Source organism: Labrys sp. 22185, from assembly GCF_052045555.1.
Classification (GTDB): domain Bacteria; phylum Pseudomonadota; class Alphaproteobacteria; order Rhizobiales; family Labraceae; genus Labrys; species Labrys neptuniae.
Genome location: NZ_JBQEPH010000004.1, coordinates 35,289 through 49,875 on the forward strand (window position 1 = coordinate 35,289; position 14,587 = coordinate 49,875).

Annotated in this window: 14 protein-coding genes; 9 read left to right on the forward strand and 5 right to left on the reverse strand. The window is 64.4% G+C overall.

The annotated features are described in order from the left end of the window. The first annotated feature begins 42 nt into the window (after positions 1-42). The gene (locus ACTJKX_RS10115) at positions 43-1,104 is read left to right on the forward strand and encodes a threonine aldolase family protein (RefSeq protein ID WP_440725187.1); all 1,062 of its coding nucleotides are present in this window, start codon (positions 43-45) and stop codon (positions 1,102-1,104) included. Positions 1,105-1,134: 30 nt separating this feature from the next. Then, positions 1,135-1,725, forward strand: coding sequence for a putative glycolipid-binding domain-containing protein (locus tag ACTJKX_RS10120; RefSeq protein WP_394310863.1), 591 nt, complete (start codon positions 1,135-1,137; stop codon positions 1,723-1,725). Between the two features lie 134 nt (positions 1,726-1,859). Here ACTJKX_RS10120 and ACTJKX_RS10125 read toward each other — a convergent pair whose 3' ends face one another. Next, positions 1,860-3,431 (reverse strand): acid phosphatase, encoded by a 1,572-nt coding sequence (locus tag ACTJKX_RS10125; RefSeq protein WP_440725366.1) that lies wholly within the window; start codon positions 3,429-3,431, stop codon positions 1,860-1,862. A 158-nt stretch (positions 3,432-3,589) separates the two neighbouring features. Here ACTJKX_RS10125 and ACTJKX_RS10130 point away from each other — a divergent pair, with 158 nt between their 5' ends. Further along, positions 3,590-4,789: a cytochrome-c peroxidase gene (locus ACTJKX_RS10130; RefSeq protein WP_440725188.1), complete on the forward strand. Its 1,200-nt coding sequence runs from the start codon at positions 3,590-3,592 to the stop codon at positions 4,787-4,789. A gap of 43 nt (positions 4,790-4,832) precedes the next feature. Here the strand turns inward: ACTJKX_RS10130 and ACTJKX_RS10135 are convergent, their stop codons facing one another. Further along, the gene (locus ACTJKX_RS10135) at positions 4,833-5,045 is read right to left on the reverse strand and encodes a hypothetical protein (RefSeq protein ID WP_311933973.1); all 213 of its coding nucleotides are present in this window, start codon (positions 5,043-5,045) and stop codon (positions 4,833-4,835) included. A gap of 245 nt (positions 5,046-5,290) precedes the next feature. Here ACTJKX_RS10135 and ACTJKX_RS10140 point away from each other — a divergent pair, with 245 nt between their 5' ends. After that, on the forward strand, positions 5,291-5,839 hold the full coding sequence (locus ACTJKX_RS10140) for an invasion associated locus B family protein (protein ID WP_440725189.1): 549 nt from the start codon (positions 5,291-5,293) through the stop codon (positions 5,837-5,839). Between the two features lie 199 nt (positions 5,840-6,038). Here ACTJKX_RS10140 and hemH read toward each other — a convergent pair whose 3' ends face one another. Beyond that, positions 6,039-7,082, reverse strand: a complete 1,044-nt coding sequence (gene hemH / locus ACTJKX_RS10145; RefSeq protein WP_440725190.1) for a ferrochelatase — start codon at positions 7,080-7,082, stop codon at positions 6,039-6,041. Positions 7,083-7,326: 244 nt separating this feature from the next. Here hemH and ACTJKX_RS10150 point away from each other — a divergent pair, with 244 nt between their 5' ends. The 5 genes from ACTJKX_RS10150 (at position 7,327) to ppa (ending at position 12,742) form a co-directional block, all read left to right on the forward strand. After that, positions 7,327-7,836 carry a GNAT family N-acetyltransferase gene (locus ACTJKX_RS10150; protein WP_394310869.1) on the forward strand — a complete coding sequence of 170 codons (510 nt, stop codon included), beginning with the start codon at positions 7,327-7,329 and terminating at the stop codon, positions 7,834-7,836. A 428-nt stretch (positions 7,837-8,264) separates the two neighbouring features. Next, a complete protein-coding gene (locus ACTJKX_RS10155) occupies positions 8,265-9,290 on the forward strand; it encodes an iron ABC transporter substrate-binding protein (RefSeq protein ID WP_440725191.1) in 1,026 nt (341 codons plus the stop codon). A 130-nt stretch (positions 9,291-9,420) separates the two neighbouring features. Next, the gene (locus ACTJKX_RS10160) at positions 9,421-10,968 is read left to right on the forward strand and encodes an ABC transporter permease (protein WP_440725367.1); all 1,548 of its coding nucleotides are present in this window, start codon (positions 9,421-9,423) and stop codon (positions 10,966-10,968) included. Continuing rightward, positions 10,965-12,005, forward strand: a complete 1,041-nt coding sequence (locus ACTJKX_RS10165) for an ABC transporter ATP-binding protein (protein ID WP_311933969.1) — start codon at positions 10,965-10,967, stop codon at positions 12,003-12,005. Before ACTJKX_RS10160 ends, ACTJKX_RS10165 begins: the two co-directional genes overlap by 4 nt. Before the next feature lie 197 nt (positions 12,006-12,202). Beyond that, complete coding sequence (ppa, locus tag ACTJKX_RS10170; RefSeq protein ID WP_311933968.1) at positions 12,203-12,742, forward strand: inorganic diphosphatase; 540 nt, start codon at positions 12,203-12,205, stop codon at positions 12,740-12,742. Positions 12,743-12,817: 75 nt separating this feature from the next. On the opposite strand, the gene ACTJKX_RS10175 is transcribed toward ppa, so the two are convergent. Continuing rightward, positions 12,818-13,648 (reverse strand): carbohydrate ABC transporter permease, encoded by an 831-nt coding sequence (locus tag ACTJKX_RS10175; RefSeq protein ID WP_440725192.1) that lies wholly within the window; start codon positions 13,646-13,648, stop codon positions 12,818-12,820. Next, positions 13,648-14,562 (reverse strand): carbohydrate ABC transporter permease, encoded by a 915-nt coding sequence (locus ACTJKX_RS10180; RefSeq protein WP_440725193.1) that lies wholly within the window; start codon positions 14,560-14,562, stop codon positions 13,648-13,650. Before ACTJKX_RS10180 ends, ACTJKX_RS10175 begins: the two co-directional genes overlap by 1 nt. Between the last annotated feature and the right edge of the window lie 25 nt (positions 14,563-14,587).

Consider the following 14,587-nt stretch of genomic DNA (forward strand, 5'->3'; position numbering starts at 1 on the left):
TTCCCCCTTGCGCATCAGGGTCGGAGCGCTCTACTTCAAGGCATGAATTTTGCCAGCGACAATTGGGCTGGAGCCAGCCCCAGGATCATCGAGGCGCTTGCCCGCGGCGCCGATGGTATCGCCCCTGCCTATGGGCAGGATGATCTCACCCGTGAATTGAAGGCACGCCTGGCCGATCTGTTCGGCCGCGAGGTCGGCGTGCTCTTCGCCGCCACCGGCAGTGCCGCCAATTCCCTGGCTCTGAGCGCCCTCAGCCCGCCTTATGGCGCTGTCTATGCCTATGAGGAGGCGCATATCGTCGGCGATGAGGCCGGCGCGCCGGAGTTCTTCACCCAGGGTGCGCGCCTGGTGCCGATCGCCGGCGCCGGGGGCAAGCTGACGCCGGCCGGGCTGGAGGCTACGCTGGCGCGTGGCTCCGGTTCGGGCTCTGCCATTCCAAGGCCTGCCGTGCTGTCGATCACCCAGGCGACGGAAAGCGGCACCGTCTATCGCCGCGGCGAGATCACGGCCCTGACCGAGATCGCCCGGGCACGCGGCCTCAAGGTGCATATGGATGGCGCGCGCTTCGCCAATGCCTTCGCCTTCCTCGCAAAGGCCGATGGCATCAGCCCGGCCGACATCACCTGGAAGGCCGGCGTCGATGCCCTCGCCTTCGGCCTCACCAAGAACGGTGCCCTGATGGCCGAGGCCGTCCTGCTGTTCGAGCCGGAGAAGGCCGCCGAGCTCGAATGGCTGCGCAAGCGCAGCGGCCACGTCGTTTCCAAGGCCTGGCCGATCGCCGCCCAGTTCCTGGCCATGCTGGAGAACGACCACTGGCTCGATCTTGCCCGCCACGCCAATGCGATGGCGACGGCTTTGTCGCAGGGCCTCGTCGCGGCAGGTCATCGGCTCGGCTATGAGACGCAGGCCAACGAAGTCTTCGCCATCCTGCCGAAAGCCGTGATCGCCCAATTGAGGCAGGCCGGCGCCCGCTTCTATGAATGGCCCGTACACGGCTTGGCCGCCGACCGCCGGCCCGCCGACGATGCGGACCTGGTGCGCCTGGTCACCTCCTTCGCGACGAAGGACGAGGAGGTGAAGAGCTTCCTGGCGGCGGCGGGGTAGAAAAGCGGTGAGGTCGAGGAAGGAGATCCTATGCCTTCAATCCTCTGGAAGCGCCTGGACCTTGAAGGGCATGACGCCTGTCGAATTGTCGAGTGCGACGATGGCTGGGATATCGAGGGCAACGCGGTCTTCGACCATCAAGGAGACGCTGCGAATCTGACCTATCATCTGAATTGCGATCGATCATGGGTGAGCCGGAAAGCAACTATCGGTGGCTGGATAGGGTCGCGGGACATTAACATTCTGATCGAGCGGGCAGCGGATGGGGACTGGTATGTCAATGGCGAAAAGAACGTGGGTTTTCGCGGGCTGGTGGACATAGACCTCGGCTTCACCCCGGCAAGCAATACCAATGCGATCCGCCGAATGAATTTGGAAAAGGGTCTGCAGGCCGAATCCGTAGCCGTGTGGCTGGACACGGAAGACTGGAGCGTAAAGGCATTGCCACAGGTCTATCGCCGGCTGCATGCCAATACCTATGACTACAACTCGCCACTGCACAAATATCGGGCGGAGTTGAGCGTGAGCGAGTTCGGCCTCGTCGTCGAATATCCCGCTCTATGGCGCATGATCAATTGCCGCCCCGACTTTGGGAAAGAGGGGCGCGGATCAGGCCGGTAAAAGCGAACTCGCGCTACTCTTCCCACCCGATCTCGCTCCAGTCGTGCCAGCACGTACAAGCTGTGTGCGTCCTTCCCGAAACCGGGAAGGGATTCTCGCGTCTCATTCGGTACAGCCGCGATAGGCCGCTGCCGTCACTTGTCCTTCAACACCAGCGCGCTGGTCAGGTCGCCGAGGGGCTTCTGCTTGCGGGCGGCCATTGCGGTGTCGCGCACGGTGATGCCGTGCAGGGTCGGCAGCTCGAAGCGGCGCGTGATGAAGCGCAGGATCGAGGTGGTGTCCATCGGCGCATGGTCGACGAAGCCGCGGCGGGCATAGGGCGAGACGATGATCGCCGGGATACGCGAGCCGGGGCCCCAGCGGTCGCCCTTGGGCGGGGCGACGTGGTCCCACAGGCCACCATTCTCGTCATAGGTGACGACGACGAGCATATGCGGCCATTGCGGGCTCTTCTCGAGATGGCTGATCACATCAGCGATATGCGCATCGCCGGCCTGGATGTCGGCATAGCCCGAATGCTCGTTGAGGTCGCCCTGCGGCTTGTAGAAGGAGACCTGCGGCAGCTTGCCGGCGTCGATCGCCTTGATGAATTCCACGCCCGCCAGGCCGCCGTCGCGCAGATGCTCGGCCCGGGCCGGCGTACCCGGTGCGAAGCTGGCATAATAGTTCAGCGGCTGGTGGTGATATTGGAAGTTCGGGATCGGTGTCTTGTTGCCATGGTCGAGCACGTCCTGCCAGGCACCGCCATACCAGGCCCAGGTCACATGCTTCAGGCTGAGCAGGTCGCCGATGGTCGGCTCGGTCTGCGGCGGCAGCGTCGTCGGCTTGGAAGGATCGGCGAATGCCTTGTCGCCGTCCTTCGCCGGCTCGTTGCCGCTCGGCTGATAGGGCGGCTGCATGGTGTTCACGGCATAGAAATCAGGCGTGAGGTTGCCGTCGCCGGCAAATTTCGGGATGCCGTCCATCGCCGATTTCGGTGAATTGGCGGCCGGTTTGAGCGTCACCCCGTCGGGCTCGACCACGGCGATCGACGGCTTGGCCGGATTGGTGTCGGCATTGGGGTAGTAGGGGGCGCAGGCGCACACCAGCCACTGATGGTTGAAGAAGGAACCGCCGAAGCCGCCCATGAAGAAATTGTCGGCCAGGACATATTTCTGGGCCACCTTCCACATGGCGGTTTTCGAGCCGTCCCACAGGCTGACCGACAGCGCCCCTGAATCGGCATAGGCAACGAATTTGTCGTTGCGCCCGCCATTGATCTGCATCTGGTTCTGGTAATAGCGATGCCAGAGGTCACGCGTGATGGTGCCGTAGCCGAGGTTGAAGCCCTTGGGATCGTCGGCGTGGAAGGGGTGGTTGGGCAAATGCTCGGTCTCGGCCTGGGTCACCGGCGGCGTCACGCCCTTGGCGGTCAGGCCCTCCCAGATCGGCGGCAATTCGCGGAAGGGCTTGCCGTCGCGGTCACGCTGGATGCGCGCGGTCGCCGGTGCCTTCGCCACGCCATTGGCACCCGGGAAGCTGCCATAGAGATTGTCGAAGCTGCGGTTCTCGGCATAGATCACCACCACGGTGTCGATCAGCTTCAGGTCCTCGGACGCTCCAGGTGCAGGCTTGGCCTTCTGGCCCGAAGCGCTTTCGGCCGCCAGCGCCGATCCGAAGGCACCGATGGAAAGGCTCAACGCATACACGACCGCCGCCGATTTCATGCGCATCTGGGTCTCCTGCCTCGATTTGCTTGTTGCTATCGTCCCCCACAGCCCCTCATCTTAGCCGGGCCGGCTGAAGACGCCACCCCCGATCGCAATGAAGGAATGTAGCCATAAGCTTTCTTTGCAACAGACGTGTGAGGCAATGGGGCGTCGTCATGGGGCTCGCCCTGCCGGTGCTGGCGATGACCTCGGTCCAGGCCGGGCAGGAGATGTCACGTGCGCAGGTGCGCCAGCAGGCGCAGGCGCTCGGTGCCCTCGGCCGCACCCTCTTCTTTGACCAGTCCCTGTCGGGCTCGGGCAAGTTGGCCTGTTCCTCCTGTCACGATCCCGCCCATGCCTTCGGGCCGGTGAACGACCACGCGGTACAGCTCGGGGGCGGCGACATGCATCAGCCGGGCATGCGCGCCGTACCTTCGCTGAAATATCTGCAGGTGGTGCCGCCCTTCACCGAGCATTTCTACGATTCCGAGGACGAGGCCGACGAAAGTATCGACAATGGTCCCACGGGCGGCTTGACCTGGGATGGGCGGGTCGATCGCGGTGCGGATCAGGCCAGGATTCCGCTGCTTTCGGATTTCGAGATGGGCAATCGGGATGGGGCGGAAGTGGCTCGCCGCGTGCTCGCCGCCGGTCATGGCAAGGCCATCGCCGCCATTGCCGGGCCGAAGGCGGCCGGCGACCCGGACCTCGTCTACAAGACGGCCCTGAAGGCGCTCGAAGTGTTCCAGCAGGACTATCGGACCTTCTATCCCTATTCGAGCAAATATGACGCGGTGCTCGCCGGCAAGGCCGAGCTCACGCCCCAGGAGGCACGGGGTTTCGATCTGTTCAACGCGGCCGACAAGGGCAATTGCGCCTCCTGCCACATCAGCCAGCGCGGCAATGACGGCACGCCGCCCCAATTCACCGATTACGGCCAGATCGCGCTCGCGGTGCCGCGCAACCCCGACATTCCCGCCAACAAGGATCCGGCCTATCACGATCTCGGCCTGTGCGGGCCGCTGCGCACCGACTACCTGAAACGCGAGGATTATTGCGGCCTGTTCCGCACGCCGACCCTGCGCAACGTCGCCCTGCGCAAGACCTTCTTCCACAATGGCGCCATGCATTCCCTGCGCGATGCCGTGCGCTTCTATGTCGAGCGCGAGACCCATCCCGAACGCTGGTATCCACGCAAGGCCGATGGCAGCATCGACAAATATGACGACCTGCCCGAGGCAACGAAGGCGAACATCAACACCGATCCGCCCTTCGACCGCAAGGCCGGCGACGAACCCGCCCTGACGCCGGCGGAGATCGACGATGTCGTGGTCTTTCTCGGTACGCTGACCGACGGCTACGAGCCGGCAAAATGAAGGCTTGAGCCGAACTGGCAGGCCGGTTCCCGGTTCGTTTGCGTCAGCTACCGGCCGACTTCGCCGGCAGCCCGAGCAGGCTCGCGACGGCCTCGGCGCCCTTGCCGGTGGCGGAAACCTCGCCATTGTCCCGGACCTCCAGTCCCGCGCCGTTGGAGAAGCTGAGGGACCAGCCGTCATCGCTGCCGTTGCGGCGTCGATCGGTGAGTTCGATACCGGCCGCGGAAACCAGTGCAATGGCCTTGTCGACGTCCATGGTCGTCACCTCGTGCAAGCTGCGCCGGATCTTTCCCCTAGCCAGTTGGATCGCGAAGGCGTGGCAAGTCAAGGAGAAAGGGCTGGCTTTGGGAGGCTGGGGCGTGCCATGCTACCGCAGCGGCATATCGAGTGTCGAAAGCGTCGGGTTTTTCAGCAGGAGCCTATCGCCAGACGCCGATATTCGTGTCATGGCTGCGGCCGTTGCCCCTATCGGGCATGAGGCCTTTCTGCCGTGAGGAATCGATGCTGAAGTCCAGCCTTAGTCTCGCTTTTGCCCTTCTGGTGAGCGCCGCCCAGGCCCAGACTCAGGCCCAGGACCCCGCGCCTGCCAAATCGCCGCTGCCCGGCGGGGCTTCCTCCATCCAGGAGAGCTATGAGGACTGGCGGGTGCTCTGCAATGTCGTCAACAATGCCAAGCAATGTGCGGTCCAGCAGGTGCAGAGCGACACCAAGACCGGCCAGCGCGTGCTGGCGGTCGAGCTGAACCCCACGGCCGATGGCGGCACCAGTGGCAATCTCGTGATGCCGTTCGGCCTGCAATTCGATGCTGGCGTGTCCCTCGCCTTGGATGCCGGGACCAGTGGCAAGCCGCTGAACTACAAGACCTGCATCCCGGCCGGCTGCCTGGTGCCGCTGGCGCTCGATGCCAACACCATCACGGCGCTTAAGGCCGGCAAGCAGCTCAAGCTCACGGCCAAGTCGGTCGACGACAGTGTGAAGCCGCTCGTTTTCACGGTCTCGCTCAAGGGCTTCGGCCCGGCCCTCGACCGGGCGGCCGCCATCCTGAAGTGAGATAATATCGACGGCCGCGATGTTTGACCCCCGCGTCATTGCGAGCTCTGCCAATCCGCAGGATTGGCATGGCGAAGCAATCCAGGAGGCATGACCGCCACGGTTTCCAGCTCTGGCTTGCTTCGCTACGCTCGCAATGACGGTACTTGAGCGGTCAGCGTCAATACCGTTGGTATGACACCAAGTCGCGAGCCGCCCGTCAGACCCAGCCCTGCAATTCGCGCCCGACCACGTGCTCGAGCACGCGCTGGCCCGCGGGGCTGTCGTTCAGACAGGGCAGATAGGCGAAATGCTCGCCGCCATTGTGCTGGAAGATCTCCTTGTTCTCCTCGCCGAGTTCTTCCAGCGTTTCCAGGCAGTCGGCCACGAAGCCGGGCGCCACGATGGCGAGGCGCTTCACGCCCGATTTGGCCAACCCTTCTACGGTTTCGTCCGTATAGGGCTTGAGCCATTCCTCCTTGCCGAAACGGGACTGGAAGGTGATCTTGAAGCGGTCCTCGCTGAAGCCGAGCGCCTCGCGCAGGAGCCGTCCCGTCTTCATGGCAAAACAGTAATAGGGGTCGCCCTGGATCAGGTAGTTCTTGGGCACACCGTGGAAGGAGGCCAGCAGAACCTCCGGCTCGAAGTCGAGCTTGGCGAGGGATTGGCGCACGGAGCCGGCAAGGGCTTCGATATAGACGGGGTCGTCATGCCATTGCGGCGCGATGCGCACGGCCGGCTGCCAGCGCAGGGTCATCAGGTGCTCGAAGGCCTTGTCGCAGACCGTGGCGCTGGTCGCTGCCGCATATTGGGGATAGAGCGGCACGATCAGGATGCGGTCGCAACCCTTGGCGCGCAGGGCGTCGATTCGCGAGGCGATGGAGGGATTGCCGTAGCGCATGGCAAAATCCACCACGACGCGAGAATCGGCGGCGAAGGTCTGCGCCAGCTTTTCGGTCTGGCGCCGGGTGATGACGAGGAGGGGCGACGCATTCTCGGCCTTGTCCCAGATCGAGGCATATTTGGCGCCGCTCTTGCCGGGCCGCGTCGTCAGGATGATGCCGTTGAGCAGCGGCCACCACAGCAGGCGCGAGACCTCGATGACCCGCCGGTCGGACAGGAATTCCTTGAGATAGCGCCGCATCGGCCAGTAGGTCGGCGCGTCCGGTGTGCCCAAATTGACCAGGAGAACGCCGATTCTTCCGCTGGCCGCCACGGGATGATCCGCCGGAACGGGAAGGGCGCTTGCGAGGTGAGAAGTCATGCCGGGTCCTTTCCAGGCCTTTCAACAGGCTGGGCGTCCGGCTTGCAACAGATTTGTGCGCTGCGGCGGGTCGGCGCGACCCCATGGCGCTTTGCGATCGGGGGATCGCCAGAATCGAAAGGCGTGTGTAAACAGGGTTCTGAAGGAAAACAGTAGGGCCGTCGCGACGCGCGTTGCTTTGCGAAGCGCATTCCTACGAGCAATTCACTTGCAGGAACCGGCCAGCCCCGCTTATCCTCCCCTCATGAGCACCGACGCCATCGAAATCCGTTTGGCTCGCCCGGACGACGCCCACGCCATCGCCGATGTGCATGACGCCGCTTGGCGTTATGCCTATCGCGGCGTGATTCCCGGCCGGGAGCTTGAACGCCTGGTTGAGCGGCGCGGTGCCAAATGGTGGCGCTATGCCATCGACCGCAAGACCCGCATCGTGGTGATGTCCTTTGGCGGCGTGATCGCCGGCTATGCCACCTATGGCCGCAACCGGGCCGTCGGCTTGCCTTATCAAGGCGAAATCTTCGAGCTCTATCTGCGGCCCGAATATCAGGGCATCGGCCTGGGCAAGCGGCTGTTCAACGCGGTTCGCCGCGACCTCAGCGGCCACGACGTCAAGGGCATGGTGGTTTGGGCGCTGGCCGACAATGTGCGGGCCTGCGATTTCTACCGGCGCCTCGGCGGCCAATCCGTCGACAGCATGGTGGAGCGCTTCGGCGAGGTGAAGCTGCAGAAGATCGCTTTCGCCTGGGGCGCCTGAACCAAGCCTGGACTTTCTGCCTCGCTTCCTCGCCATGGCGCAATCCGTTCAATTTCCGTCATGCGAGCCCGGCGGCCAGCGATGAATGGCGCCTTGGTTGTCCCTCCTTTGGCAAGCAGGCCGGGTGGCGAATCCTGGCGCGAGCGGAGCGTCAGGTCAGTCGCCGCCTGTTACGTATTTGTAATCCTGGATCTGGCGGTGCTGGCCAATAGAAAATCCGATGTCTAATTCGATGTCCGCCGGCAAGGTGAAAGTTTTTCTCTCGCCATTTCAGAGAAGCCTGATGTCATTCCCGAAATAAACAGATCCTCTTTATAGTTTTTAATAATTCTAATTCTAATCTAAAGTGTTTGACGGGAACTTCTCGGTGAGCCTAGAGAACGGGTGTTCAATCATCCCTTGGCTGAAGCCAACCGATAGAGGTTCTGATGAAAGTTTTCCTGCCGCATCGCCGTGCAGCGCTGGCCGGGGCCGTCGCCCTTGCCGCCGCCCTGATCGCTGCTCCCCTGGCCGCCCAGGCCGAGGATGCGGGCATCACGGTCTATAATGCGCAGCATGAAAGCCTGACCAAGGCCTGGGCCGAGGCTTTCACCAAGGAGACCGGTATCAAGGTGACGCTGCGCAATGGCGGTGACACCGAACTCGGCAACCAGCTGGTGCAGGAGGGCGACAAGTCGCCCGCCGACGTCTTCCTCACCGAGAATTCGCCGGCCATGGTGCTGGTCGACAATGCCAAGCTGTTCGCACCGCTCTCGGCCGAGACGCTGGCCGAGGTGCCGGAGGCCTACAAGCCCTCGCATGGCCGCTGGATCGGCATCGCAGCCCGCACCACCGTGTTTGCCTACAACAAGACCAAGCTGACCGAGGACAAGCTGCCGAAGTCCCTGCTGGATCTGGCCGATCCGGCCTGGAAGGGGCGCTGGGGCGCAGCACCGGCCGGTGCCGATTTCCAGGCCATCGTCAGCGCCTTGCTGGCCCTGAAGGGCGAAGAAGCCACGACGGCCTGGCTCAAGGGCATGAAGGCCAACGTCAAGCCGTTCAAGAAGAATGGCATCGCCATGAAGGGCGTGAATGACGGCGAGGTCGAGGGCGCGATCATCTACCAGTATTACTGGTTCGGCGACCAGGCCAAGACCGGCGAGAATTCCAAGAACGTCGCGCTGCATTATTTCCGCAACCAGGATCCGGGCGCTTTCGTCAGCATCTCGGGCGGTGGCGTGCTCGCTTCCAGCAAGCACAAGAAGGAAGCCGAGGCCTTCGTGAAGTGGATCGCCGGCAAGGGGGGCCAGGAGATCCTCAAGACCGGTACGTCCTTCGAATATGCTGTCGGCAAGGATGCCGCTTCCAACCCCAAGCTGGTGCCCCTGGCCGACCTCAATGCGCCCAAGCTCGATCCGGCCCAGCTCAACTCCAAGAAGGTCTCCGACCTGATGACGGCGGCCGGCCTGCTTTGAGCGACGGAACACCGCGCCGCCCCGATATGGCGCGGCCGTCGCAAACCTGACATCATCGCGCCTCCGGCTCTGCGCCGGAGGCCTTCGCATTTCAGGACACCTCGTGTCATCGTCGTCATCCCAGCCCGAAATCGGCAGTCTGCGCGTATCATCCCCCGGCTTCACCGGGCGTGACGCCGTTGCCTTGGCTGCGGTGCTGGTGTCCCTGGTCGCCCTGCTGCCGCTCGGCTTCGTGGTCTTCATCACCGCCCAGACGGGATGGCAGACCGTCTATGAACTGGTGGTGCGCCCGCGCGTCGGCGAATTGCTGGTCAATACCGTCCTGCTCGAGGCCGTCACCATTCCCATCGCCATCGTGCTGGCGGTGGCGCTGGCCTGGCTTACCGAGCGCAGCGACCTGCCGGGCGCACGCCTCTGGTCGTGGCTGGCGGTGGCGCCGCTCGGCGTACCGGCCTTCGTACATTCCTATGCCTGGATCAGCCTCGTTCCGGGCATGCGCGGCCTGTGGAGCGGTGTGCTCGTCTCGATCATGGCCTATCTGCCCTTCCTCTATCTGCCGGTGGCGGCCCAGATGCGGCGGCTCGACCCGGCGCTCGAGGACGTGGCGGCAAGCCTGGGCCAGCCGCCCTCGCGCGTGTTCTTCCGGGTGATCCTGCCGCAATTGCGGCTGGCGATCTGCGGTGGCTCGCTGCTGGTCGGCCTGCACCTGCTCGCCGAATACGGCCTCTATGCCATGATCGAGTTCGACACTTTCTCGACGGCGATCGTCGACCAGTTCCAGTCGGCCTATAACGGCCCGGCCGCCAACATGTTGGCCGGCGTGCTGGTACTCGCCTGCCTCGTGCTGCTGGGGCTCGAGAACCGGCTGCGCGGCCAGGAGCGCTATGCCCGCGTCGGTTCCGGCGCCGCGCGTCCGGCGGCCCGCGCCCGGCTCGGCCGTGGCACCCTGGTCTGGCTGGCACTGCCGCTCGGTCTCGCGCTCCTGTCGCTCGGCGTGCCGCTGCTGACGCTGGCGCGCTGGCTTTATCTCGGTGGCGCGGCCGCCTGGTCCTCCGATGACATCGGCTCCGCGCTCGGCCAGACGCTCGGCCTGGCCTTGCTCGGCGGCGCCGCCACCACATTGGCCGCCCTGCCGATGGCCTGGCTGTCGGTGCGCGCGCCGGGCCGCCTGCAGAAGGTGCTGGAAGCCTGCCATTATTATGTCGGCTCGCTGCCGGGCGTGGTGGTGGCGCTGGCGCTGGTGACGATCACGGTGCGCGTCGCCCTGCCGCTCTACCAGACCATGACGACCTTGCTGCTGGCCTACGGCCTGATGTTCCTGCCGCGGGCAGTGGTCGGGCTGCGGGCCAGCCTGGCGCAGGCTCCGGTCGAGCTCGAACGGGCCGCGATGGCGCTGGGGCGCCCGCCGCTGAAGGCGATCTGGCAGGTGACCATGCGCCTGTCGGCCCCCGGCGTCGCGGCGAGCATGGCGCTGGTCGCCCTCGGCATTACCACGGAGCTGACCGCGACCCTGATGCTGGCGCCCAACGGCACGGTCACCCTGTCGACGCGGTTCTGGTCACTGACCAACGACATCGACTATGTGGCGGCGGCGCCCTTCGCACTCCTGATGGTGCTGCTGTCGCTGCCTCTCACCCTCCTGCTCCACTACCAGTCCAGGCGATCGATCGGCCAATGAGTTTCCTGAGCATAGACAAGGCCGGCAAGCGCTATGGCGCCATGGTGGCGCTCGATGATGTCAGCCTGGAGGTCGCCTCGGGCAGCCGCACCGCCATCGTCGGCCCCTCCGGATCCGGCAAGACAACGCTGCTCCGGCTGATCGCCGGTTTCGAGGGACCGGATGCTGGCCGCATCGCCCTGAACGGTACCGTCCTGGCGGATGGTCCCGCCATCGTGCCCGCCCATCGGCGCGGCATCGGCTTCGTCACACAGGACGGGGCGCTCTTTCCCCACCTCACCATCGCCGACAATATCGGCTTCGGCCTGGAGCGGGGTGCGACGGGCCGGGACGACCGCATTCGCGCACTGATGCGTACCGTCGATCTCGATCCGCGCTTGCTGGAGCGCCGGCCGCACCAACTTTCCGGCGGGCAGCAGCAACGCGTGGCGCTGGCGCGGGCGCTGGCACGCCAGCCCAAGCTCATGCTGCTGGACGAGCCTTTCTCGGCCCTCGATACCGGCCTGCGCGAGGCAACCCGCAAGGCGGTGGCGGCGCTACTGCAGGAAGCCGGCGTCACCACCATCCTGGTCACCCACGATCAGACCGAAGCGCTGTCCTTTGCCGACCAAGTCGCCGTGCTGCGCGAGGGCCGGCTGGTACAGGCCGGCGCACCGCACGATCTCTACCGCCGGCCGCGGGACCGCGAGACGGCGCTCTTCCTGGGCGAGGCCATCCTGCTCAAGGGGCAGGCCGGGGTCGGCTGGGTCGATTGCGTGCTCGGGCGCCTCGCGGCTGGGACGCATGGCCAGCGGGGAGACATCGAACTGATGCTGCGCCCCGAGCAGGTCAAGTTCACCCCGAGTGCGGACGAGGCCGCGCAGGGCTGCTTTGCCAGCGTGGTGGACGTCGAATTCGGTGGTGCCCTGCGGGCCGTGACGGTGCAGCTGGCCGATGGCAATCGGCTCCGCATCAGCGGAACCGGCCTCGATCTGCCGCCGACCGGCACGCGCGTACGTTTGAGCGTGGCCGGACCGGCCCATGTCTTCGAAGCATAGATCGGTGTTGCCGCGCCGGCTTCCGTTGTGACGCTGCCATGACGGGATGAGCCGTTTACTGTGTTTCTCGTGAAACCAGCATCATATTCTTGTGATCTTCGGGTTGAAACCCATGCGTGTTCCGCCTAAGGCTGCAGTCTGATCGGGGTCTGGAGGCATCCTGCGCCAGAGCCGGCCCAACCAGGATGTGATCTACGATGCGTATCGAAGCGATCTCGACCGGACGCAATCCGCCGCACGAGGTGAATGTCATTGTCGAAGTTCCCGTCGGTGGCGAGCCCATCAAATATGAGATGGACAAGGATTCCGGCGCGCTCGTGGTCGATCGCTTCCTCTACACGCCGATGCGCTACCCCGGCAATTACGGCTTCGTACCCCACACGCTGTCGGATGACGGCGATCCCATCGACGTCTTGATCGCCAATCAGCGCGGCATCATTCCCGGTGCCGTGATCGCCGTGCGCCCGGTCGGTGTCCTGAAGATGCGTGACGAGTCCGGCGGCGACGAGAAGATCATCGCCGTGCCCGTGCCGCGCCTGACCCGCCGCTACGAGAAGGTGCACAACTACACCGATCTGCCCGAGATCACCCTCAAGCAGATCGAGCACTTCTTCGAGCACTACAAGGACCTCGAGAAGAACAAGTGGGTCAAGGTCGAGGGGTGGGGCGACGCCAAGGAAGCCGAGGCGATGATCCTCGAGGCGATCGAGCGCTACAAGGCCAACAACAAGGGCTGAGCCCAGCCTTTGCATGAAGCGGACGGCGATCGGGCCGTCTTCTCTCCAGCACCTGTCAGTCTTCGGCAGGTGCCGTCACTTCACCGCGCCCATGGTCAGCCCCTGTACCACGAAGCGCTGGCCGAAGAACATCAGCACCAAAGCGGGGATGGTGGAGAGCACCGAGGCGGCAGCCATCTGGCCATATTGCACCTCGAACTGCTGGGCAAAGCGGGCGACGGCCACCGGCACCGTTGCGGTCGCGCGGTCCGTCAATGTCAGCGCGACCGAGAATTCGTTCCACGAGAACACGAAGGCCAGCACGCCCGCTGCAATCAGGCCGGGCGTGGTCAAGGGCAGCAGGATCCTCCAGAAGGCATCGATCTGGCGGCAGCCATCCACGCGGGCCGCATCCTCGAGCTCCTGCGGCAGCTCGCGGAAATAGGCCATCATCATCCAGATCGTCATCGGCAGGTTGAGGGCGATATGGGTCAGCACCAGGGCCGTCAGCGAGCTTGCCAGGCCGATCTGGCGGAAGATCAGGTACCAGGGGCCGACCAGGGTCAGGGTCGGCAGCATGTTGAAGATCAGCGTCCAGCCCAGGAACAGCCGGGAGACCCAGGGCTTCACCTGCAACCGGGTCAGCGCATAGGCGGCAAGCGTGCCGATCACCAGCACCGAGATCGTGGAGCTCGAGGCGACGATGAGGCTGTTGAGGATATTGACGGGAAAGTCCGAGCGCCTGGAATAGAGCACGTCGGCATAGTTGAAGCCGTTCGGCGCGAACAGCCAGCTTCCGCGCAGGATATCGATCTCGTTCTTCAGCGATTGCAGGGCGATCCACAGGAAGGGGGCGATGGTGATGAAAACGCCGAGGGCGATCAGGCCGTAGCCGATGGCGCGGGAGTGGCCGCGAAGCTCCAGCATCAGCGTGGCTCCATGGCTTTTCCGGCACGCCGGCTGATCCAGATGAAGCAGAGCAGCGCCAGGATGATCGCCAGCGACAGCATCGAGCCGTAGCCGAGCTGGTTCTCCTGGAAATAGACCTTGTAGAGATGAAGGCTGACGACCTCGGTGGCATTGCCGGGGCCGCCGGAGGTGAGCAGGAACACCTGGTCGAACACCTTGAAGGCCATGATGATGCGAAACAGCGCGGCCACCAGCAGCGGCGGCCAGATCAAGGGCACGATGATACGGGTGACGATGCCCCAATTGCCTGCGCCATCCAGCCTGGCGGCATCGACGATCTCCTTCGAGATGCCCTCGACCGAGGCGAACAGGATGAGGAAGACGAAGGGCGTCCAATGCCAGACGTCGACGATGATCACCGATATCAAGGCGAGGGAGCTCGAACCGAGCCAGTTGATCGGCTGCAGGCCAAGGGCGGTCACGGCTTGATTCAGCACGCCGAAATCGAGATTGTACATCAGCTTCCACATCGAGCCGATGGCCACGGGGGGCATCAGGACGGGCAGGATGAGGGTGGTCCGCACCAGTCCCTTCAGGCCGCTCAGTGAAGAGACCAGAATGGCCAATGCCAGCCCGATCAGCATTTCCAGGCAGACGGCCGCCACGGCGAAGACGATGGTGTTGAGCAAGGCTCGCCGGAAGACCTCGTCTCCAGCGAGCTGGCGCAGATTATCCAGGGGCCGGAAGGTCCAGATTTCCCGCGCCTGTTCGAAGCGGATGTCGGCGAACGCCATCGCCATCAGGTTGAGCACGGGATAGATCGTCAAGGCGAGCAGGACCAGCATGGCCGGCCCCAGCATGAACCAGGCGAGGTGGCGGTCGACGAAATCGGGCACGCTTTCCCCTTTCCAGAATGGCGGCGCCTTTCTCACGGCAAGCCGCCTCCTCCCGTCCCCT